Origin of the sequence: Marisediminicola sp. LYQ85 (genome assembly GCF_046600695.1) — a bacterium.
Classification (GTDB): Bacteria; Actinomycetota; Actinomycetes; order Actinomycetales; family Microbacteriaceae; genus Marisediminicola.
The window spans coordinates 161,058-180,048 of sequence record NZ_JBKIWO010000001.1; the positions used below are offsets into that span (position 1 = coordinate 161,058).

General features: G+C 69.1%; 18 protein-coding genes and 1 tRNA gene. 12 read left to right on the top strand and 7 right to left on the bottom strand.

The window, feature by feature from the left end; translation table 11 throughout:
- The first annotated feature begins 25 nt into the window (after positions 1-25).
- Entirely contained in the window at positions 26-2,893 is a 2,868-nt protein-coding gene (secA, locus tag ACLHG5_RS00695; RefSeq protein ID WP_411317564.1) for a preprotein translocase subunit SecA, read from the top strand.
- Positions 2,894-2,923: 30 nt separating this feature from the next.
- Here the strand turns inward: secA and ACLHG5_RS00700 are convergent, their stop codons facing one another.
- Positions 2,924-3,430 carry an Rv3235 family protein gene (locus tag ACLHG5_RS00700; RefSeq protein ID WP_411316129.1) on the bottom strand — a complete coding sequence of 169 codons (507 nt, stop codon included), beginning with the start codon at positions 3,428-3,430 and terminating at the stop codon, positions 2,924-2,926.
- Between the two features lie 165 nt (positions 3,431-3,595).
- On the opposite strand from ACLHG5_RS00700, the gene ACLHG5_RS00705 reads away from it, so the two are divergent.
- Positions 3,596-4,204, top strand: coding sequence for a hypothetical protein (locus ACLHG5_RS00705; RefSeq protein ID WP_411316128.1), 609 nt, complete (start codon positions 3,596-3,598; stop codon positions 4,202-4,204).
- Here ACLHG5_RS00705 and ACLHG5_RS00710 read toward each other — a convergent pair.
- Positions 4,180-4,488, bottom strand: a complete 309-nt coding sequence (locus ACLHG5_RS00710) for a helix-turn-helix domain-containing protein (protein WP_411317565.1) — start codon at positions 4,486-4,488, stop codon at positions 4,180-4,182. The genes ACLHG5_RS00705 and ACLHG5_RS00710 overlap by 25 nt on opposite strands.
- Positions 4,489-4,620: 132 nt before the next feature.
- Here ACLHG5_RS00710 and ACLHG5_RS00715 point away from each other — a divergent pair, with 132 nt between their 5' ends.
- From ACLHG5_RS00715 to ACLHG5_RS00730, 4 genes are all read left to right on the top strand, one after another.
- Positions 4,621-5,262, top strand: coding sequence for a hypothetical protein (locus ACLHG5_RS00715; protein ID WP_411317566.1), 642 nt, complete (start codon positions 4,621-4,623; stop codon positions 5,260-5,262).
- Between the two features lies 1 nt (position 5,263).
- On the top strand, positions 5,264-6,514 hold the full coding sequence (locus ACLHG5_RS00720; RefSeq protein WP_411317567.1) for a CpaE family protein: 1,251 nt from the start codon (positions 5,264-5,266) through the stop codon (positions 6,512-6,514).
- A 135-nt stretch (positions 6,515-6,649) separates the two neighbouring features.
- Entirely contained in the window at positions 6,650-7,336 is a 687-nt protein-coding gene (locus tag ACLHG5_RS00725; RefSeq protein ID WP_411317568.1) for an LON peptidase substrate-binding domain-containing protein, read from the top strand.
- A 30-nt stretch (positions 7,337-7,366) separates the two neighbouring features.
- On the top strand, positions 7,367-8,863 hold the full coding sequence (locus ACLHG5_RS00730; protein ID WP_411316123.1) for a sensor histidine kinase: 1,497 nt from the start codon (positions 7,367-7,369) through the stop codon (positions 8,861-8,863).
- A gap of 151 nt (positions 8,864-9,014) precedes the next feature.
- Here the strand turns inward: ACLHG5_RS00730 and ACLHG5_RS00735 are convergent, their stop codons facing one another.
- Positions 9,015-9,263 carry a WhiB family transcriptional regulator gene (locus ACLHG5_RS00735; protein ID WP_411316122.1) on the bottom strand — a complete coding sequence of 83 codons (249 nt, stop codon included), beginning with the start codon at positions 9,261-9,263 and terminating at the stop codon, positions 9,015-9,017.
- Positions 9,264-9,440: 177 nt separating this feature from the next.
- Between ACLHG5_RS00735 and ACLHG5_RS00740 the strand changes: the two genes are divergently transcribed.
- Positions 9,441-9,884, top strand: a complete 444-nt coding sequence (locus tag ACLHG5_RS00740) for a hypothetical protein (RefSeq protein ID WP_411316121.1) — start codon at positions 9,441-9,443, stop codon at positions 9,882-9,884.
- Positions 9,885-9,949: 65 nt separating this feature from the next.
- On the opposite strand, the gene bcp is transcribed toward ACLHG5_RS00740, so the two are convergent.
- Positions 9,950-10,429, bottom strand: coding sequence for a thioredoxin-dependent thiol peroxidase (gene bcp, locus ACLHG5_RS00745; protein WP_411317569.1), 480 nt, complete (start codon positions 10,427-10,429; stop codon positions 9,950-9,952).
- Positions 10,430-10,524: 95 nt separating this feature from the next.
- On the opposite strand from bcp, the gene ACLHG5_RS00750 reads away from it, so the two are divergent.
- Together ACLHG5_RS00750 and ACLHG5_RS00755 are read left to right on the top strand one after the other, a co-directional pair.
- Positions 10,525-10,597 (top strand) — tRNA-Lys (locus ACLHG5_RS00750).
- 57 nt (positions 10,598-10,654) lie between these two features.
- Positions 10,655-11,881: a mechanosensitive ion channel family protein gene (locus ACLHG5_RS00755; RefSeq protein ID WP_411316119.1), complete on the top strand. Its 1,227-nt coding sequence runs from the start codon at positions 10,655-10,657 to the stop codon at positions 11,879-11,881.
- 24 nt (positions 11,882-11,905) lie between these two features.
- Here ACLHG5_RS00755 and ACLHG5_RS00760 read toward each other — a convergent pair whose 3' ends face one another.
- Entirely contained in the window at positions 11,906-12,379 is a 474-nt protein-coding gene (locus tag ACLHG5_RS00760) for a hypothetical protein (RefSeq protein WP_411317570.1), read from the bottom strand.
- Between the two features lie 2 nt (positions 12,380-12,381).
- Entirely contained in the window at positions 12,382-12,570 is a 189-nt protein-coding gene (locus ACLHG5_RS00765; RefSeq protein WP_411316117.1) for a hypothetical protein, read from the bottom strand.
- Between the two features lie 116 nt (positions 12,571-12,686).
- Between ACLHG5_RS00765 and ACLHG5_RS00770 the strand changes: the two genes are divergently transcribed.
- The 3 genes from ACLHG5_RS00770 to ACLHG5_RS00780 are packed head-to-tail and all read left to right on the top strand — an operon-like array spanning position 12,687 to position 18,035.
- Complete coding sequence (locus ACLHG5_RS00770) at positions 12,687-13,250, top strand: TetR/AcrR family transcriptional regulator (RefSeq protein ID WP_411316116.1); 564 nt, start codon at positions 12,687-12,689, stop codon at positions 13,248-13,250.
- 19 nt (positions 13,251-13,269) lie between these two features.
- Positions 13,270-16,191: an MMPL family transporter gene (locus ACLHG5_RS00775; RefSeq protein WP_411317571.1), complete on the top strand. Its 2,922-nt coding sequence runs from the start codon at positions 13,270-13,272 to the stop codon at positions 16,189-16,191.
- Positions 16,188-18,035 carry a YhgE/Pip family protein gene (locus ACLHG5_RS00780; protein WP_411317572.1) on the top strand — a complete coding sequence of 616 codons (1,848 nt, stop codon included), beginning with the start codon at positions 16,188-16,190 and terminating at the stop codon, positions 18,033-18,035. Before ACLHG5_RS00775 ends, ACLHG5_RS00780 begins: the two co-directional genes overlap by 4 nt.
- Here ACLHG5_RS00780 and ACLHG5_RS00785 read toward each other — a convergent pair.
- Positions 18,032-18,940 carry a sugar phosphate isomerase/epimerase family protein gene (locus tag ACLHG5_RS00785; RefSeq protein WP_411317573.1) on the bottom strand — a complete coding sequence of 303 codons (909 nt, stop codon included), beginning with the start codon at positions 18,938-18,940 and terminating at the stop codon, positions 18,032-18,034. The genes ACLHG5_RS00780 and ACLHG5_RS00785 overlap by 4 nt on opposite strands.
- Positions 18,941-18,991: the final 51 nt, after the last annotated feature.

An 18,991-nucleotide genomic window follows, 5' to 3' on the forward strand; every position in this document is an offset into this window, starting at 1 on the left:
TCACGAAAAGCATTGGGAGTTTCTGGTGGCAAATGTTCTCGAGCGCGTTCTCCGAGTCGGAGAAGGCCGCACCTTGCGCAGACTCAAGCGGTATGCGGAGGCGATCAACCACCTCGAAGACGACTTCACGGGTCTCACCGACGAGGAGCTGAAGAACGAGACCGTCGAGCTGCGCGAGCGCTACTCGAACGGCGAATCCCTCGACGACCTCCTCCCGGAGGCGTTCGCGGCGGTGCGCGAAGCGTCCAAGCGCACGCTCGGGCTCCGGCACTTCGACGTTCAGCTCATGGGTGGCGCCGCCCTCCACCTCGGCAACATCGCCGAGATGAAGACCGGTGAGGGCAAGACCCTCGTCGCGACGACCGCGGCATACCTCAACGCCATCGCGTCGCGCGGCGTGCACGTCATCACGGTCAACGACTATCTCGCGAACTACCAGTCCGAGCTCATGGGGCGCGTGTTCCGCGCCCTCGGAATGACCACGGGCTGCATCGTCGCGGGGCAGACTCCCGCGGTGCGGCGCGAGCAGTACGCCGCCGACATCACCTACGGCACGAACAACGAGTTCGGCTTCGACTACTTGCGCGACAACATGGCGTGGCAAGCGCAGGACATGGTGCAGCGCGGGCACTTCTTCGCGGTCGTCGACGAGGTCGACTCGATCCTCATCGACGAGGCCCGGACCCCCCTCATCATCTCGGGGCCGTCGTCGGGCGAGGCCAACCGCTGGTTCACCGAGTTCGCGCGACTCGCGAAGAAGCTCGAGCCCGGCGTCGATTTCGAGGTCGACGAGAAGAAGCGCACCGTCGGCGTGCTCGAGCCCGGCATCGAGAAGGTCGAGGACTACCTCGGCATCGACAACCTCTACGAGTCGGCGAACACCCCGCTCATCTCCTTCCTCAACAACTCGATCAAAGCCGCGGCGCTGTTCAAGAAAGACAAGGACTACGTCGTCATGAACGGCGAAGTGCTCATCGTCGATGAGCACACGGGCCGCATCCTCATGGGGCGTCGCTACAACGAGGGCATCCACCAGGCGATCGAGGCCAAGGAGGGCGTCGCGGTCAAGGCCGAGAACCAGACCCTCGCGACCGTCACGCTGCAGAACTACTTCCGGCTCTACAAGAAGCTCTCGGGCATGACCGGTACGGCCGAAACCGAGGCCGCCGAATTCATGAGCACCTACAAGCTCGGCGTCGTCTCGATCCCCACCAACCGCAGCATGGTGCGCATCGACCAGTCCGACCTCGTCTACAAGAACGAGACGGCCAAGTTCGAGCAGGTCGTCGAAGACATCGCGGGGCGCCACGAGAACGGCCAGCCGGTTCTCGTCGGCACGACGAGCGTCGAGAAGAGCGAATACCTCTCGAAGATGCTCGCGAAACGGGGCATCAAGCACGAGGTGCTCAACGCCAAGAACCACGCGCGCGAGGCCGCGATCGTCGCTCAGGCCGGGCGACTCGCCTCGGTCACCGTCGCGACGAACATGGCGGGTCGTGGAACCGACGTCATGCTCGGAGGTAACGCCGAGTTCCTCGCCGTCGCCGAGATGAACGCCAAGGGTTTGAGCCCCGTCGACACCCCCGACGAGTACGAGGCGGAGTGGGACGACGTCTTCTCCCGCGTGAAGGCGGAGGTCGAGGAGGAAGCGGCGAAGGTCCGGGAAGCCGGCGGCCTCTACGTTCTCGGCACCGAGCGTCACGAGTCCCGCCGTATCGACAATCAGCTGCGGGGGCGGTCTGGTCGACAGGGTGACCCCGGCGAGAGCCGGTTCTACCTCTCGCTCACCGACGACCTCATGCGCCTCTTCAACTCCGCCGCCGCGGAGTCGCTCATGGGTCGCGGAAACGTGCCCGACGATCTCGCGATCGAGTCGAAGGTCGTGAGCCGCGCCATCCGCAGCGCGCAGAGCCAGGTCGAGTCGCGCAACGCCGAGATCCGCAAGAACGTGCTCAAGTACGACGACGTCCTCAACCGGCAGCGCGAGGCGATCTACGGCGACCGCCGCCACATCCTCGAGGGCGACGATCTGCAAGACCGCACCCAGAAGTTCCTCGAGGAGGTCATCTCCGAGGTCGTCGACGAGCACGCCGCCGCAGGCAGCGCGGATGACTGGGATCTCGACGCCCTGTGGACCGAGCTGCGCACGCTCTACCCCGTGTCGATCACCGTCGACGAGGTGCTCACCGAAGCGGGATCGCGCGGTCGGCTGACGCGCGACTTCCTCGCCGACGAGATCCTCGCCGACGCGAAGCTCGCCTACGACAAGCGCACCGAGGCCCTCGGCGAGCCCGCGATGCGCGAACTCGAGCGTCGTGTCGTGCTCTCGGTCATCGACCGCCGCTGGCGCGACCACCTCTACGAGATGGACTACCTGAAAGACGGCATCGGCTTGCGCGCGATGGCTCAGCGTGACCCGCTCGTCGAGTATCAGCGCGAGGGTTTCACGCTCTATCAGAGCATGATGGGCCAGATCCGCGAGGAGACCGTCGGGTTCCTCTTCAACCTCGAGGTCGAGGTCTCGCCTGCCGGTGCCACCGCGGCGATGCCGACGGTCGCGGCGAAGGGACTCGGAGCGTCTGGCGCTCCCGTCGACAAGCTCACCTACTCGGCGCCCAACCCCGACGGCGAGGTCGAGGTGCGCAACCAGCGCGGGCAGATCGAGCAGGCCGCGACGGCACGGGCGCAGCGCGAGAGCGACGAGAAGTCGGGTGTCCCGCAGGCTCCCGCGTCGCAGCCGACTCAGGGCGGCCCCAAGCGGTCACCAGGCGGACGAGGAGCCGGGGGAGCCTCGGCTCCCGCGTCGCGCGGAGCGTTCGGCGAGCAATCGTCGGGGGCCGCTGCCGCACCGGCGAACCGGGCTCAGCGACGCTCGCAGACCAAGGGCAAGTAGAGGCAGCAGAACGGCAGCCGACGGGTCTGTCTAGAGCACGTTGATCGCGGTCGCGCGCCATCGGTCGTCGAGACCTTCGAGCCTGATGGCGACGGCGCGGGTTCGCGCCCGACCGCGCACGATGACGACGGCTTCGACCGCGCCGTCCCGCGGCTCGCACATCGTCGTCGACCCGATCGCGAAGGTCGGGCGCACGACGGGCTGGTGTTTCGCGTGCCGGGCGCGGGCGGAGATCACGACGCGCTTGAGCAAGTGCCGATAGACGTCGTCGGTGACCCAGCGGGAGATCTGCTCGAGATCGCGGGCGCCCGCGAGGATCTCGATGACGCACCGCGTGAGATTCTCGAGGAGCGGCTCGGGGCTCGGGAGCGAGGAGGTGCTCGCGGGTTGGTGCCCGAAGAACTCCTCGGCCTCGATGCGGGACCGCGGTCTCGGGCGATCCGCTGGGGCGGGGGAGGGGCTCGCGGTGGCGAGCGCCCTCTCGGGCGCGGCGGCCCGGGCGGAACCGGCGGGCTGGACTGGCATCGCGTTGCTCATGGCATCTCCGAACCGAGGTCGTTGGTCGTCACGGCATGCCCCCCGAACAGGGGATGCGGCGCCGTGAGAAATCATCGTGACAGCTCGGTCTACCCGAGTCCACGCCCCACAACGGGGCTGTGGATAACCAGCATGGCGCCGGATGCCCGCCACTAGCTTTCGACGATGCGCTGGGACGACTTGTTCGACGACCTCGAGGGTCAACTCGAACACGAGCTCTTCGCCGAAGAACTCGACGTCCGTGCCGAGGAGGAGCGGCTGCGCATCGGGCGACTGTCGCTCCGCGACCGCGTGGCCGGCATCCGCAGCGCGGCGGGGAAGCACGGTTCGCGCATCGTCCGCCTGCTGCTGTGCGACGGCACCGCGATCGACGTCGCCCCCGCGACGATCGGAAGAGACTGGCTGTCGGCGGATGTCGCGGGCGACACGTCGAGGCGCGACCAGTGCATCGTGCCGTTCTCGTCGATCGCGGGCGTCGTGTTGTCTCGCGAGCGCGTCGTCGAGAGCATCTCCGCCCCCTCCACCGGGAGGGAGGGACCGCCCGATTCGCTCTCCGCGAGGCTCACCCTGAGTTTCGTCCTGCGCGATCTGTGTCGACGCCGATCGACCGTGGAGGTCCGGTTGCGCTCGGGGAGCGCGGTGGGCACGATCGACAGGGTCGGCCGCGACCATCTCGACCTCGCGATCCACGAGCGGGGCGTGCCCCGGCGCGAGTCGCTCGTGAGCGAGTACCGCATCGTGCCGTTCGATCAGGTCGTGCTCGTGCGCGTCTGACCGCCGCGGGGTCGGTCGGGGTCGAACGAGTACTCGGGCAGTGACGAGTATTCGGCTTGGTTCCAGAGTCCGATGCGGCGGGATTCCTCGTACTTGCCCTCGATGTACGCCTCGAGCACGGTGCGTTCGATGCGCCAGTGGCCGGCTCTGCCGACCTTGATCGCCGGCAGTTCGCCCGATCGGACGAGCGAGTAAGCCTGACTCGCGGAGATGTTGAGGATCTCGGCGGTGTCGGCGAGCGTGAGAAAACGGCCGAGGCCGTCTGCGCTCGCCAACTCGTCCATGCGTCGATTATCGAGGCCGCAGCGATACCCCGGCGGCCCTGTGGATAACTCGCTCTCGTCGGCGCCCGGGAGTTTTGGATAGGGCGACGGCGACGGCATCGCGAGGGATGGCCGCGAAAGGGTGGGGACGAGATGGCGAAACCGCGCACAGCGCTCGAGAGACCTCCGCGCTCCGCCTGGTTCGACCCGAGATTCGCGGTCGGCATCGGGCTCATCGTCGTCTCGGTCGCCGCGGTCACGACACTCGTGTCGTCGCTCGACCGCACGGTCGATGTCTGGGTGGCGAGCGCCGCTCTGAGCCCCGGCGACGTTCTCGAGAGCGACGACGTGACGGTGCGCTCCGTCTCCCTCGGTGACGCCCACGGTCTCTATCTGGCGGCCGACGAGAGGCCGATCGCCGACCTCGTCGTCACGAGGGTCGTGTCGAGGGGCGAACTCATTCCCGCGGCCGCGGTCGGCTCTCGCGAGGGGACGACGCGAGCGGCCGTCGTCGTGGGGGTGCCCGGGCGGCTCCCCGCGGGCGTCGGGCCGGGAGCGAGCGTCGACATCTGGAGCGCGCGCGAGAGCGAACCCGGTGTCTTCGGCGCGCCCGCCGTGCTCGTCGGCGATGCGACGGTCGTGAGGATCATCGAGAGCGAGGGCATCATCGCGGGTGACGACGACCTCGCCGTCGAAGTGCTCGTGCCTCGGGAGAGCGTCGCGCGCGTGCTCGAGTCCCTCGCCAACGACGACGCCGTGTCGCTCGTGCCCACGAGCCTCCCGATCGGAGGCTGAGGTGGTCGCCGTCGCCCTGGCGCTCCCGCCCGGACTCGACGAGGCGGTCGCCCGGGACCTCGAGCGTCACGGGCACACCGTCGTCGCGCGGTGCGACGACGTCGCGGAGCTCACCGACGCGATCGGGAGTCGGATCGCCATCGCGACTGCCGGGCCCGTGTCGCGGATCGACGCGGCCATCGTGACGGCCGATCGACGGATGCTCACCGTCGACCTGCTCGCGGCGTGCGACGCGGCGGGAGTGCGGGTGGTCGCGATCGTCGCAACCGACGCGCACCGGAGGCACGCGGCATCCGTCGGACTGCTCGAGACCGTCGACGCCGATGCGCCGTTCTCGGTCGTCGAGCGGATGCTCACGGGGCTGCCCTCGGTGCCGCCGCGGGAATCGCGCCCCGCGCGCGGTCGCGTCGTGGCGGTGTGGGGGCCTGCGGGGTCGCCCGGGCGCACGGCTCTCGCGATCTCGATCGCCGCGGAGCTCGCGGCCGCGGGCTCGACGGTCGCTCTCGCCGACGTCGACACCCACAGCGCGTCGATCGCGCCGTCTCTCGGCCTGCTCGACGAGTCCCCGGGGTTCGCCGCCGCGTGCAGACTCGCGGGGGCCGGGAGTCTGACGGTGCCCGAGCTCGAGCGGATCGGCCAGCGATACCTCACCGGACACGGGAGTTTCTGGGTGCTCACGGGGCTCGGACGACCGAGTCGGTGGCCCGAGCTCTCCGGCGACCGCGTGACGGCGACCCTCGAGGCGTGTCGCGACTGGGTCGACGTGACCGTCGTCGACACCGCCTCGAGCCTCGAAGACGACGAGGAGATCAGCAGCGACCTCTTCGCGCCACGGCGCAACGCCGCGACGGTCTCGGCTCTGCGTTCGGCCGACCGCATCGTCGCCGTGGGGGCGGCCGACCCCGTCGGGCTCTCGCGTTTTCTGCGCTCGCACGCCGACCTGCTCGAGGTCGTCGACACCGCGCACATCGATGTCGTCGTGAACCGCGTGCGCATGAGCGCGGTCGGGCTCAACCCTGCGGCGCACGTCGAGCAGACCCTCCGACGGTTCGGGGGCATCGTGCCCACCGCTCTCGTGCCCGACGACCGCCACGCCTTCGACACCGCCGTGCTCGAGGGGCGCACCGTGCGAGACACCGCGCCGAAGTCATCCGCGCGCGTGGCGATCCAGCGCTTCGTCGAGGCCACCCTCGTGCCGGAGGGGCGAACCACGACGAGACGGGCTCGGCGGGCACAGCGGGCACGGCGCTGACATCGGATGTCGGATGTCGGATGTCGGGTGTCGACTCCGCGGAGCCGTCGTGCGGCGTGCTCACGCCCCGGGCCCCGCTCCTGCCAACATCCTGCGTCTCTCGAAGCGACGCACGAAAAGTGGTTCGCTTGAACCATGACCTCGACGCCGAATCCGACGCCGAACCCGACGCCGCCCGGCACCGTGGAGTTGCCGATGTTCCCGCTCGGGTCGGTGCTGTTTCCGCACATGCCCATCCAGTTGCGTCTCTTCGAGCCCCGCTACCTGCAGATGCTCGCGCACCTCATCGAGACGGAGGAGCCGCGATTCGGGGTGGTCCTCATCGAGCGGGGTCACGAGGTCGGCGGCCAGGCTCTCACCGGGGCGAACGCGGAGAAACGCTTCGAGGTCGGCACCGTCGCGGAGATCACGCAGCTCGAGTCGGGCGAGGGCTTCGTGGGGCTCGCCGCGACGGGCACGAACCGCATCGTCGTCGACGAGTGGTTGCCCGACGACCCCTACCCGCGCGCTCTCGTTCACGAATTGCCCGAGCTCGCCTGGAGCGACGATCTCGAGCGAGAGAAGGCCGAGGCGGACCAGGCGGTGCGTCGCGCCCTCGCGATCGCGAGCGAATTCGTCGAGCAACCGTGGGCGGCGAGTGTCGAGATCTCGAGCGATCCCGTCGAAGGCTCGTGGCAACTGGCGGGGGTCGCCCCCGTGTCGGAGCTCGACCAGTTGCGATTCCTCGGCAGCTCGTCGCTTCGCGACCTGCTCGTCGCGGTGGCGACCGAAGCCGTCGCCGCGTCGGAGACCCTCGTCGCGTCGTGGTCGGACGAGGAGTGAGCCGCACCCCCCGGCGGTTACGCTAGACGCGTGTCGACCCTCAGTGATCTCGTTCTCGCCCAGGGCCGCTCGAGCGAGGCCGACGTCGAATGGCTCCACCTTCTCGTCGGCGACTGGCAGCTCCTCGCCGACCTCGCGTTCGCCGACATCGTGCTGTGGGTCCCGACGACGACCGACTCCTTCGTCGCCGTCGCGCACGCGCGCCCCTCGAGCTCGGCGACCCTCTTCTACCGCGACTTCGTCGGGCAGAACATCAAGCCCGAGTGGCGCAAGCAAGTGACGGATGCGTTCGTCTCCGGCCACATCATCGACTCCGCAGCGCCGGACTGGTACGAGGAGACCCCCACTCGCGTGCGGGCCGTCCCGGTCTTGCGACGCCTCGCCGCGACGGGAGCCCAGACGACGGATGCTCCCGTCGCCATCATCACGCGACACACCAACCTGAGCGAGGCGCGCACCCCGAGCCGGCAGGAGCTCACCTTCAACGAGTGCGCCAACGACCTCTTCGCGATGATCGCGGGGGGAGACTTTCCGGATCTCGGGGCGCCGACGGGACCGCGCCGAGGTGCGCCACGGGCATCCGACGGTTTGCTGAGGCTCGACACCGACGGGATGGTGAACTTCGCGAGCCCCAACGGTCTCTCGGCGTTCAACCGCATGGGGTTCGCGGGCGAACTCGAGGGGGAGTCGCTCGCCGAGGTCACGACGATGCTCTTGAGCGGCCAGAGCGTCGTGGACGAGTCGCTTCCCCTCGTCGTGACGGGGCGCGCGCCGTGGCGAACCGACATCGAGGCTCGCGGGGTCACGGTGTCGCTCCGAGCCATCCCGATCCGCGACCGCGGTGAGCGAGTCGGCGCCATCGTGCTGTGCCGCGACGTCACGGAGCTGCGTCACCAGGAGCGCGAGCTCATCACGAAGGACGCGACCATCCGGGAGATCCACCACCGGGTGAAGAATAACCTGCAGACGGTCGCCTCGCTGTTGCGCATCCAAGCGCGACGATCGCACTCCGAGGAGGCGCGGGAGTCGCTCAACCAGGCGATGAGGCGCGTCGCGGCGATCGCCGTCGTGCACGACACGCTGAGCGAGGGCCTGAGCCAGAACGTCGACTTCGACGCGGTCTTCGATCGGGTGCTCCTGCTCATCGCCGAGGTCGCCTCGACCCACAACACCAAGGTGCACCCGAAGTCGACGGGGAGTTTCGGGGTCCTCCCGAGCGAGTACGCGACGCCGCTCGCCCTCGCGCTCACCGAACTCGTGACGAACGCCGTCGAGCACGGCCTCGCGGGCCGCGAAGGCGACGTCGAGATCGACGCGACGCGATCCGAGGAGCGATTGAGCGTCAAGGTGCGCGACACCGGCGCGGGGATGCCCGAGGGCAAGGTCGGGTCGGGGCTCGGCACGCAGATCGTGCGCACGCTCATTCAGGGCGAACTGAGCGGCACGATCGACTGGCACACCATGGTCGGCAGCGGCACCGAGGTGACGATCGACATCCCGCTCGCGTGGATCACGACCGAACGCTGACCGACCCGCGGGCCCGGAGCACCCGACCCGTCGGAGGGGCGTTCCTCAACACACGCCCGAACGGAAAGACCCCGGTCGCACCGAGTGGTGCGACCGGGGTCGGGGTTCGACCGCCGGGATCGAGCGGGGGGCTAAACCGGCGGTGCGAGGGTCAGGATGCGCGGCGGGCGCGGGCGGCGCGACGCTTGAGGGCGCGACGCTCGTCTTCGCTCAGTCCGCCCCAGACGCCCGAATCCTGGCTCGTCTCGAGGGCGTACTGGAGGCACTGCTCGGAGACACTGCATCGGCCACAGACCGACTTGGCTTTCTCGATCTGGTCGACAGCGGGTCCCGTGTTTCCGACGGGGAAGAAGAGTTCGGGGTCGGCCGTGAGGCAGGCTGCGTTGTCGCGCCAATCCATGGGTGTACTCCTTAGTTGCATACGGAACGTGAGGTCGAGTCGACCGGTGATCTCGCGAGAAATCGCGCGCTCGCCGATTGGGTTGTCGACGATGAGGCTGCGCTCACGGCCCTGTAAGCATCAAAAACAGCCTCACATAGACTCTCATATCGACTTAACCAAATCAATAGTTTTGTATTGGATTCCGCTGTGAGCCACCCCGACACCGGCGCGCCTGAGGGCGCTCGATCACCCCGCCGACCCGTAGCCCTCCTCGTGCTCGCGGGCATCCTGTTCCTGCAGGGTGCGGCGCTCGCCGTGCTCACCGCGGTGCTCGTCGTCGAGCTCGTCATCGCCGTTCCGGTGTCGTACGGAAGCGCGGTCGTGCTGACCCTCCTGACCGGCGCGGCCGCCGCGTGGCTCGGGGCGATCGCCGTCAACCTGCTCCGCGGTCGGGCGTGGACGCGAGGTGCGGCCATCACGACGCAAGTGCTCCAGGTCGCGATCTCGATCGGGAGCTTTCAGGGTCTCTTCGCGCAACCGGCGGTCGGATGGGCCATCCTCGTTCCCGCCGTCATCGCCCTCGTGCTGCTGTTCACGCGCTCGGTCGTCGCGGCGACGGCGCGGCGAGACGAGATCTGAGCCGACCGTCGACCCGAGAGGACGACGGGCCGGGCCCGGTCTCCCCGGACGCGGTGGGCCCGTCCTCAGTCGGCGCTGAGCTTCTTGCGCAGCGACGCGACGTGGCCCGTCGCCTTCACGTTGTAGAGCGCGAGCTGGATGACGCCGCTCTCGTCGATCACGAAGGTCGAGCGCAGCACGCCCGTGACGGTCTTCCCGTAGAGCGACTTCTCGCCGTACGCCCCGTAGGCGTGGTGCACCGCGAGGTCGTCGTCGCTCAGGAGCGGGAACGTGAGGCTCTGCTCCTCCACGAACTTCTGGAGCGCGTCGATCGGGTCCTTCGAGATGCCGAGGATGCGATACCCGGCACCCGCGAGCGAACCCATGCTGTCGCGGAAGTCGCACGCTTGAGTAGTGCACCCCGGCGTGGACGCGGCGGGGTAGAAGTAGATGATCACTTTCGAACCCGCGAGGTCGGCGAGCGAGACGCTCGCGCCCTCCGAGTCACTGAGGGTGAAGTCGGGAGCGGTGTCTCCGGCCGCCAGTCGCGTGGTCGTGTCACTCATGTCGTCTCCGAATCGTCGGTGCGCGGCACGTTGAAGAGCCGCCGCCGTCTCATGCTAACCTTGATCCTCGGCTCGGGTCTTCGCCCCGAAACCGCGCATCCCTAGCTCAATTGGCAGAGCAACTGACTCTTAATCAGTGGGTTCTGGGTTCAAGTCCCAGGGGGTGCACTCCAGACTCACCGCGCCAGCGCCGTCGGCACATCCGCCCGACTCACCTGGAGCACCATGCCCGAACTCATGCCCGCCGTCGTCGCGGCCGCGGGGGTCGTGATCGCGATCATCGTCGCCATCGTGATCACCGCCGTCATCGCCGCCGTCCTCCGCGTCGTGGGGCGCCACCGCTCGTGGCCCGCCGACCTCATCGCGCGAGCGCGCAAACCGTTCCGCATCACGCTCGTGCTCTCGCTCGTGTGGATCGCTCTCGAGGTCACCCTCCCCGGCGGCGACTGGCGCCCGGCCGTGACCCTCGCGTTCCGCATCGCGTTCATCGCGGCGTTCGCGTGGCTCGTGGCATCCATCGCGATCTTCTTCGAAGACCTCGGGCTCGGGCGCTACCGCGTCGACGTGCCGGACAACAGGGTCGCGAGGCGACTGCGCACCCAGGTGCTCATCATCCGCAGGCTCACGGTCGTGATCATCGTCGTGCTCGCGCTCGGCGCGATCCTGCTGAGCTTTCCCGGGGTCGAGGCGCTCGGTGCGAGCATCCTCGCATCGGCCGGTCTCATCTCGATCGTCGCGGGGCTCGCGGCACAATCGAGTCTCGCCAACCTCTTCGCGGGTATGCAGCTCGCGTTCAGTGACGCCATCCGCATGGACGACGTCGTCGTCGTCGAAGGCGAGTGGGGGCGCATCGAGGAGATCACGCTCACCTACGTGGTCGTGCACCTGTGGGACGACCGTCGCCTCGTGCTGCCCTCGACGTGGTTCACGACGACACCGTTCCAGAACTGGACCCGCCGCAGCTCCGAGCTGCTCGGCTCCGTCGAGCTCGACCTCGACTGGGACGTGCCGCTCGACGACATGCGCGCGGAACTCGACCGGCTGCTCGCGGACTCCGAACTGTGGGATGGCCGCGCTTCGGTGCTGCAGGTGACGGATGCCGTCGGCGGCTACGTGCGCGTGCGCGTGCTCGTGACGGCGGTCGACGCCCCGACGCTCTTCGACTTGCGCTGCGACGTGCGCGAGGGCCTCGTGACGTGGTTGCGGAGCATCGGCTCGGTGGGTGTGCCCCGGGGTCGCGTCGCTCTCGTCTCCGATACGGCCGAGTCGGATGCGCGCGGCGACCGTGCCGCGCAACCGGACGCGGGTCAGCGCCGCCCGCGCGAGAGCGTCGGCCTCTTCACGGGCGATGAGCGAGCGATCGAACGCGCGGGTCAGCTCACCGGCACGATTCCGATCCAGACCGCGCGCGACGACGAGTCGGCCGACGGCCCGTGGGACGCCGACCGCTAGAGCTACTGAGCCGGGCCGCGCGGGTCAGTCGGCGTCGGGTGTCGGCGCCGACGGGTCGACCGTCGGAGTGGTCTTCGCTCGCGTGCGCGGGGTCTTCGGCGCGGTCGCCGGTGCCTTAGCGGGTGCCTTCGCCGGGGTCTTGTTCGGCGCCGCGGGTGCGGGGGTCGGCGTCGTGGCAGGGGCGGACTCGGGCGATGGTGCAGGCGCAGGCGCAGGCGCAGGCGCGGGCTCGGGTGATGGTGCGGGCTCGGGCGCAGGAGTGGGCTCGGGCGACGGCGCTTCGGGCGCGCCCGCCGGCGTCGATCCCGCCTTCGGTGCTCGCGGAGCGTTGCGGTCGACGTAGAGCTGGGCCGCGCGCGTGCCCACGAGCAGGAAGCGCACGAACAGGAACAGCAGTCCGACGACGACGACGAACGCCACGAAGGCGATCGCGAGGTTGAGGATGGAGAACAGCACTCCGCCGAATCCGAAGTCGTTCCACGCGGGTGAGTAGCCCACCGCTAGTCGTCCAGCTCGCCGCGACGGTCTTCGTCGATGACGGTCCCGATCGCGATCGCGAGAGACACGCCCCAGCCGACCCACATGAGAAGGAGTCGCCAGTCGCGCGGTCCCTCCTTCGTCGCCTGCAGGGTGCTCCACCCGCTGAAAAGGGCGGCGATGACGCTGCTGCTGAAGATGTATTTGCGCACGGGTCCTCCAAGACGGTGTGGGTCAACGGTACCCCGGCGCCCGCGGACCTGCGAAGACACTGGGAGGCTGACCGAGCGGTCAGTAACTGTCCGATCGGTCAGTTAGGGTCGTTCGCGTGTCCAGCGCAACCGACCTCCGTGAGATAGCTCTCGCCGAATTCGCGACCGCCGGATACGCCGGGACCTCCATCCATCGCATCGCCGAGCTCGCGGGGCTGTCCAAGTCCGCCGTGCTCTACCACTACAGCTCGAAAGAGGCTCTCCTCGAAGCCGCGATCTCCCCCGCGATCACGACCATGGAGGCCCACATCGCGCGCTTCTCGAGCAGACCGTTCGGCCCGGAGACGCGGCAGGAGTTCCTCGAGGGCTTCGTCGACTTCCTTCTCGAACACCGTCGCGAAGTGAACCTCTTCATCAACCAGGGTCCCTCTCTCGTCGACGTGCCCGTCGTCGACAGGGCGACGGAGGTCATCCGTCGTCTCGCCGACTTCTTCGAATCGGCGTCACCGGCTCTCGAAGACCGCATGCGTTTCGCGGTCGCCCTCGGGGGCGCCGCCTACATGCTGTGCGCCGAGCAGTATCTCGAACGCGAAGCCCAGCCGATCGACGAGACCAGGGTCGCTCTCGTCACGATCATCACCGAACTCCTCGCGCCCGTGGGTGCGAACTCCACCACCTGACCCTCGGGAGACCCGCACAATGGCCACACTGCTCTACCGACTCGGTCGGTTCTCGTTCCGGCACGCGTGGACCGTCATCGCGGTGTGGCTCGTGCTCTTCGTCGCCGTGCTCGGCGGAGGCTTCGCCCTCGGGGGCCAGACCAACGAGTCGTTCGAGATCCCCGGCACCGAGTCTCAGGAGGCGCTCGATCGGCTCGAGGCGGTGTTCCCGCAGGTCGCGGGTGCGAGCGCGCAGGGGATCGTCGTCGCCCCCGACGGCGAATCGGTGACCGACGACGACGTCGTCGACACCATCGGCGAGCTCGTCGACGAGATCTCCGCCATCGACGGCATCGAATCGGCACTGAGCCCGTTCGACGAGTTCGCCGACGGCGCGATCTCCGACGACGATCAGTCCGCGCTCATCCAGATCCAGTTCGACGGCGTCGCGACGGACGTGACCGAGGAGACCCTCGACGAGCTCGTCGCGAGCGCCGAGATCGGGCGCGACGCGGGACTCGACGTCGAGTTCGGCGGCCAGGTCTTCCAGGAGAACGAGTTCGGCATCACCGTGACCGAGGTCTTCGGCGTGATCTTCGCTGGGATCGTGCTCTTCATCACCTTCGGATCGCTGCGCGCGGCGGGAATGCCGCTCGCGAGCGCGCTCGTGGGAGTCGGCATCGTCATCGGCGGCATCACGGGCATCTCGGCGTTCGCAACGGTGTCGAGCACGGCGCCCCTGCTCGCCCTCATGATCGGCCTCGCTGTCGGGATCGACTACTCCCTCTTCATCCTGTCGAGACATCGAAACCAGCTCGCCGTCGGAGAGGACCCCGAGGAGTCGACGGGGATCGCGGTCGGAACCGCGGGCAGCGCCGTCGTGTTCGCGGGGGTCACCGTCATCATCGCCCTCCTCGGGCTGCTCGTCGTCGGGATCCCCTTCTTGAGCGTCATGGGCGTCGGTGCCGCGTTCGCGGTACTCATCGCGATCTTCGTCGCTGTGACCCTCCTGCCCGCGTTCCTCGGGCTCGCCGGGTCGAAGCTCACCCCGAAGCCTGGCTCGCGCGCCTATCGTCGCGCGATCGCCCACGACGACGAGAACGCCAAGCCCACGATGGGTGCGCGCTGGGTCGGCATCGTCATGAAGGCGCCGATCCTCGCGGCACTCGGTGTCGTCGCGATCCTCGGCACCCTCGCGGTGCCCGCACTGAGTCTCGAGCTCAGCCTCCCCGACAACGGGTCGGAAGCCCCCGACACGACGCAGCGTCAGGCCTACGACCTCATCAGCGACGAGTTCGGCCCCGGATACAACGGCCCCCTCGTCGTCGCGATCGACATCACCCAGACCGTCGACATCCTCGACGACCTCGAGGCCATCGGCGACGAGATCGGCGAGCTCGACGACGTCGCCGCTGTGAGCCAGGGCATCCCCTCGCCCGGGCTCGACACCGCGATCATCCAGGTAACTCCGGAGAGCGGCCCGAGCACCGAGGAGACGAAAGCGCTCGTGCAGTCGATCCGCGACCTCGCGCCCTCGATCGAATCCGAGTACGACACGCCCATCAACGTCACGGGGGCCACCGCCGTCGGCATCGACATCTCGAATCGGCTGTCCGAAGCGCTCCTCCCCTTCGGGATCGTCGTCGTCGGTCTCTCGATCGTGTTGCTCATGATCGTGTTCCGCTCGGTGCTCGTCCCCGTCAAGGCCGCCCTCGGGTTCCTGCTCTCGGTCGTCGCCTCGTTCGGCGTCGTCGTCGCTATCTTCCAGTGGGGGTGGTTGAGCGACCTGCTCAACGTCGCGACGCCGGGCCCGATCCTGAGCTTCATGCCGATCCTCCTCATGGCCGTTCTCTTCGGGCTCGCGATGGACTACGAGGTGTTCCTCGTCTCGGGGATGCGCGAGGAGTTCGTCAAGACGAAGAACGCGAGACTCTCGGTGAGGAGAGGGTTCTCGAGTGGCGCCCGAGTCGTGACCGCGGCCGCGCTCATCATGTTCTTCGTGTTCTTCGCCTTCGTGCCGGAGGGGTCGGGAACGATCAAGCCCATCGCCCTCGGGCTCGCCGTCGGCATCGCCTTCGACGCGTTCCTCGTGAGGATGACGCTCGTGCCCGCGATCATGACCCTGCTCGGGCGGCACGCCTGGTGGCTCCCCGCGTGGCTCGATCGCATTCTCCCCAACCTCGACATCGAGGGTGAGCGACTCGGGCACCACCGCGACGCGGTCGACTGGGTCGCGACGCGCGAGCCCGGCGCGATCGTGACGGAGGACGTCGTGGTGGGAACAGGCCACTCCCGCACCGACCCCGTGACCGTGACGATCCCCGACGGCAGCCTCGTGCTCGTCACGGGTGACGCCGCGAAGCGCCGCGTGTTGCTCGCGGGGCTCGCCGGCAGGGTCGAGCTCGAGTCGGGGCGCGCGAGCGTCGCCGGGCGCGTGCTCCCGACCGAGTCGGGCGACGTCGCGCGCCTCGTCGCCCTCACCGATCTCGACGGCCGCACCGCCGACGACGGCGGCGCGACGCTCGGGAGCATGCTCGCCGAGCGACTCCGGTTCACGCGCACCGCGGCGGCCGGGCGGTCGCGCGGCGGGGGAGTCGACGACTGGATCTCGCGGGCCGCCGACGCGACCTCGCGCGGCGAGACGCGGGTGCGAGCGACCGACACCGTCTCGGCTCTCGACCCCGCAGACCGGGCCTTCGCCCTCGCTCTCCTCGCGATCGCCGAGGGGGCTCCCATCGTCATGCTCGACGAGGGCGAACTGGGCCTCGACCCCGAAGCGCACGCCGCGCTCCTCTTGCGCGTCTCCCGACTCGCGCCAGCCTCGACGACCCTGCTCGTGGGCACGTCGACCCCGCTCCCGCCCTCGGGCGCCGACCTCGCGGCAGACCGCGTCGTCGTGACCCTCGATCTCTCCCGACGCTCGCTCGAGCCGTCATCCGCTTCGAAAGGCGTCCTCTCATGAGCCGCAGCTCCCGCACCCCTCGCCGTAGCCGGGGGATCGCCGCCCTCGCGGCGGTCGCCCTCGTGCCTCTCGCCGTCGCGGGCCTCGTCGTCGGTGCGCTGAGCGAAGCCGATTCGGGCCTCGACAGCATCCCCGCGGCGATCGTCAACTCCGACGAACTCATCAATCAAACCGCGGACGACGGCACCGAGACCCCCGTGTTCGCCGGGCGCCAGCTCGTCACCGAGCTCACGGCCGACGATGTCGAGGGGTTCGAGTGGACCATCACGAACGAGGATGACGCCGAGGAGATGCTCGACTCCGGTGAGGTCTACGCGATCCTCACGGTGCCCGAGGACTTCTCCGAATCGATCCTGTCGCTCCAGGGGGACGACCCCCAGCAGGCCACGATCGACATCCGGACCGACGACCGCCACAGCTACCTCGCCGGGGCCGTGGCCGAGACCGTCGGATCGAGCCTGACCTCGGCGTTCGGAAGCGAGATCACCGCGCAGTACCTGAGCGGCCTCTACAGCGGGTTCGGCGAACTCGGGGCGGCGCTCTCGGATGCCGCGGACGGCGCGACCGAACTCGAGTCGGGTTCGGGCGACCTCACCGACGGTCTCGACGAACTCGCGACCGGTGCGGGGACCGCGGCGTCGGGTGCCGACACGCTCTCCTCGGGAGTGAGCGAATACACCGACGGGGTCGGCGCGCTCAGCAGTGGGCTCGGCCAGTTGCAGACCGGCGCCGGGGGGCTCTCGACGATCTCCTCGTCGCTCGGAACCTACACGAGCGGCGTCAGTCAACTCTCGGCGGGCATCGCCGGGGCGACTGCGGCGCTGGGCGACGGGGACCCGAGCAACGACGCCGTCGCTCAAGCGACCCTCGCGGCGCTGAGCGCCCAGTTGCAGGATGCCGCGGCCGGCGGTGCGCAACTGTCGGCCGAGACCACGGGCGCGCTCCAGGGCGTGCAGTCGGGCATCGCGCAGAGCGCGACCGGCGCTCAGCAGCTCGCGGCAGGGTCGGCGGCGCTCGACTCGGGAGCGTCATCGCTCGCGTCGGGACTCACCGACCTCGAGACCGGGGCCGCGGCGTCGGTCGACGGGTCGCGTCAGCTCACCGACGGGCTCGGGGAGCTCGCCGACGGGCTCGCGACCGGCGCCGAGCAAGTGCCGGCGTCCGCGGACGACACGACGGACGCGATCGACGTCGCCTCCGACCCCGTCGGGCTCGAGGTCGACCGCGACAACGAGGTGACCGACATCGGCCAGCTCGTGTCGACGTTCTTCGTGCCGCTCGGACTCTGGCTCGGAGCCCTCGCGATCTTCCTCGTCGCGCGCCTGCCTTCGGCCTCCTCGCTCGGGTCGACCGCGCGGGGAACGCGCATCGTGGGGGTCACACTCGGTCGCGCGTCGATCGTCGCCGCCGTGCAAGCCCTCCTGCTCGTGCTTCTCCTGCACACGACGCTCGACGTTGCGTGGAGCCTCGTCGGGTGGACGACGGCGCTCGCGATCGTCATGGCAGTGAGCTTCACGGCGCTGCACTACCTGTTGACGCTCGCGTTCGGGCGGGTCGGCCTCGTCGTGTCGCTGCTTCTGCTCGCGATCCAGGCGACGGCGACGGGCGGTGTCTACCCTGTCGAGGTGCTTGCCGGTCCGTTCGAGGCGATCAGCCCCGCGCTACCCCTGACCTACGGTGTCGCGGGAATGCAAGCCGTGCTCACGGGAGCCGACCCCGGGGCGATCGTCGGAAGCATCCTCGCGTTGCTCGCCTTCGGAGTGCTGAGCGCTCTGCTGTCGGTCGCGGTGCTGTCGAGGGTGCGCCGCACGACGGCCATCGCGAGGCTCGCGCCGGCGAGCTAGCTGCGCGGGAGAGACCGTTCGGTCGACGCCGGCACCTCGCGTGCCGGCGTTCGCCGTGCCGGTCGAGCGGATGCCGACCCCGCGGACGCCGGCGGAGCGGATGACGACCGAGCGGATGACGACCCCGCGGAGAGCGCTCGCCGAGCGAAGTCGAGCGTGACTCCGAGCATCTCGAGTCGGCGAGCCTCGCTGCGCGCGGCGCGCGTGTTGATCTCGGCGACGACCGAGCCGCTCCAGCCGAGCCCCGCGAGCCTCTCGAGCACCGCCGCGACAGGCTGGTCGCCGTCTCCCGGCCGCAAATGCTCGTCGACGTGTCTTCCCGAGGTGATGCCGTCGCACAAGTGCACGTGGCGGAGTCTCGGGCCCATGTTCCGCGCGATGTCGAGGGAGTCCAGTCCTGCGGAGGCGGCGTGCGAGAAGTCGAGGGTCATCGCGTCGACGTCCATGAGCGTCGGGTCCCAGCCGGGCGCGAACGCGTCGACGGTGATCCCCCGCGTCGTGATCGGAAACATGTTCTCGACGGCGATCGAGACGCCCGATCTCTCGGCCGTCGCCCGCACGATCTCGGCGAACCGCGACGCGAACGATCTCTGCCACCGGAACGGCGGATGCGCGACGACGACGGGCGCACCGAGCTGCGCCGCGAGATCCGCCGACCTCTCGAGCTTGCCGACGGGGTCGCGACCCCAGACGAGCTGACTCAGAAGCAGAACGGGGGCGTGGACGGAGAGCACTCGCATTCCATACCGGTCGGACAGGGTCCGGAGCGTGTCGACGGACCTCGTCGACGGATCGCTCGTGATCATGACCTCGACGCCGTCGTAACCCGCAGTTGCTGCGAGCCTGAAGGCGCCCTCGGTCGACAGTGGATAGACGCTGCTCGTGCTCATCCCGACGGTGATCATCACGACAATCGTAGAGGCGCAGGTCAAACATCGGGTGGCCGGGTGAAGGCC

Bases quoted from the DNA above. Each gene is read 5' to 3' on its own strand.
- ACLHG5_RS00700 (WP_411316129.1), bottom strand. From the start codon at position 3,430: ATGAGCAACGCGATGCCAGTCCAGCCCGCCGGTTCCGCCCGGGCCGCC.
- ACLHG5_RS00705 (WP_411316128.1), top strand. From the start codon at position 3,596: ATGCGCTGGGACGACTTGTTCGACGACCTCGAGGGTCAACTCGAACAC.
- ACLHG5_RS00710 (WP_411317565.1), bottom strand. From the start codon at position 4,488: ATGGACGAGTTGGCGAGCGCAGACGGCCTCGGCCGTTTTCTCACGCTC.
- ACLHG5_RS00715 (WP_411317566.1), top strand. From the start codon at position 4,621: ATGGCGAAACCGCGCACAGCGCTCGAGAGACCTCCGCGCTCCGCCTGG.
- ACLHG5_RS00725 (WP_411317568.1), top strand. From the start codon at position 6,650: ATGACCTCGACGCCGAATCCGACGCCGAACCCGACGCCGCCCGGCACC.
- ACLHG5_RS00735 (WP_411316122.1), bottom strand. From the start codon at position 9,263: ATGGATTGGCGCGACAACGCAGCCTGCCTCACGGCCGACCCCGAACTC.
- bcp (WP_411317569.1), bottom strand. From the start codon at position 10,429: ATGAGTGACACGACCACGCGACTGGCGGCCGGAGACACCGCTCCCGAC.
- ACLHG5_RS00755 (WP_411316119.1), top strand. From the start codon at position 10,655: ATGCCCGAACTCATGCCCGCCGTCGTCGCGGCCGCGGGGGTCGTGATC.
- ACLHG5_RS00775 (WP_411317571.1), top strand. From the start codon at position 13,270: ATGGCCACACTGCTCTACCGACTCGGTCGGTTCTCGTTCCGGCACGCG.
- ACLHG5_RS00780 (WP_411317572.1), top strand. From the start codon at position 16,188: ATGAGCCGCAGCTCCCGCACCCCTCGCCGTAGCCGGGGGATCGCCGCC.
- ACLHG5_RS00785 (WP_411317573.1), bottom strand. From the start codon at position 18,940: ATGATCACCGTCGGGATGAGCACGAGCAGCGTCTATCCACTGTCGACC.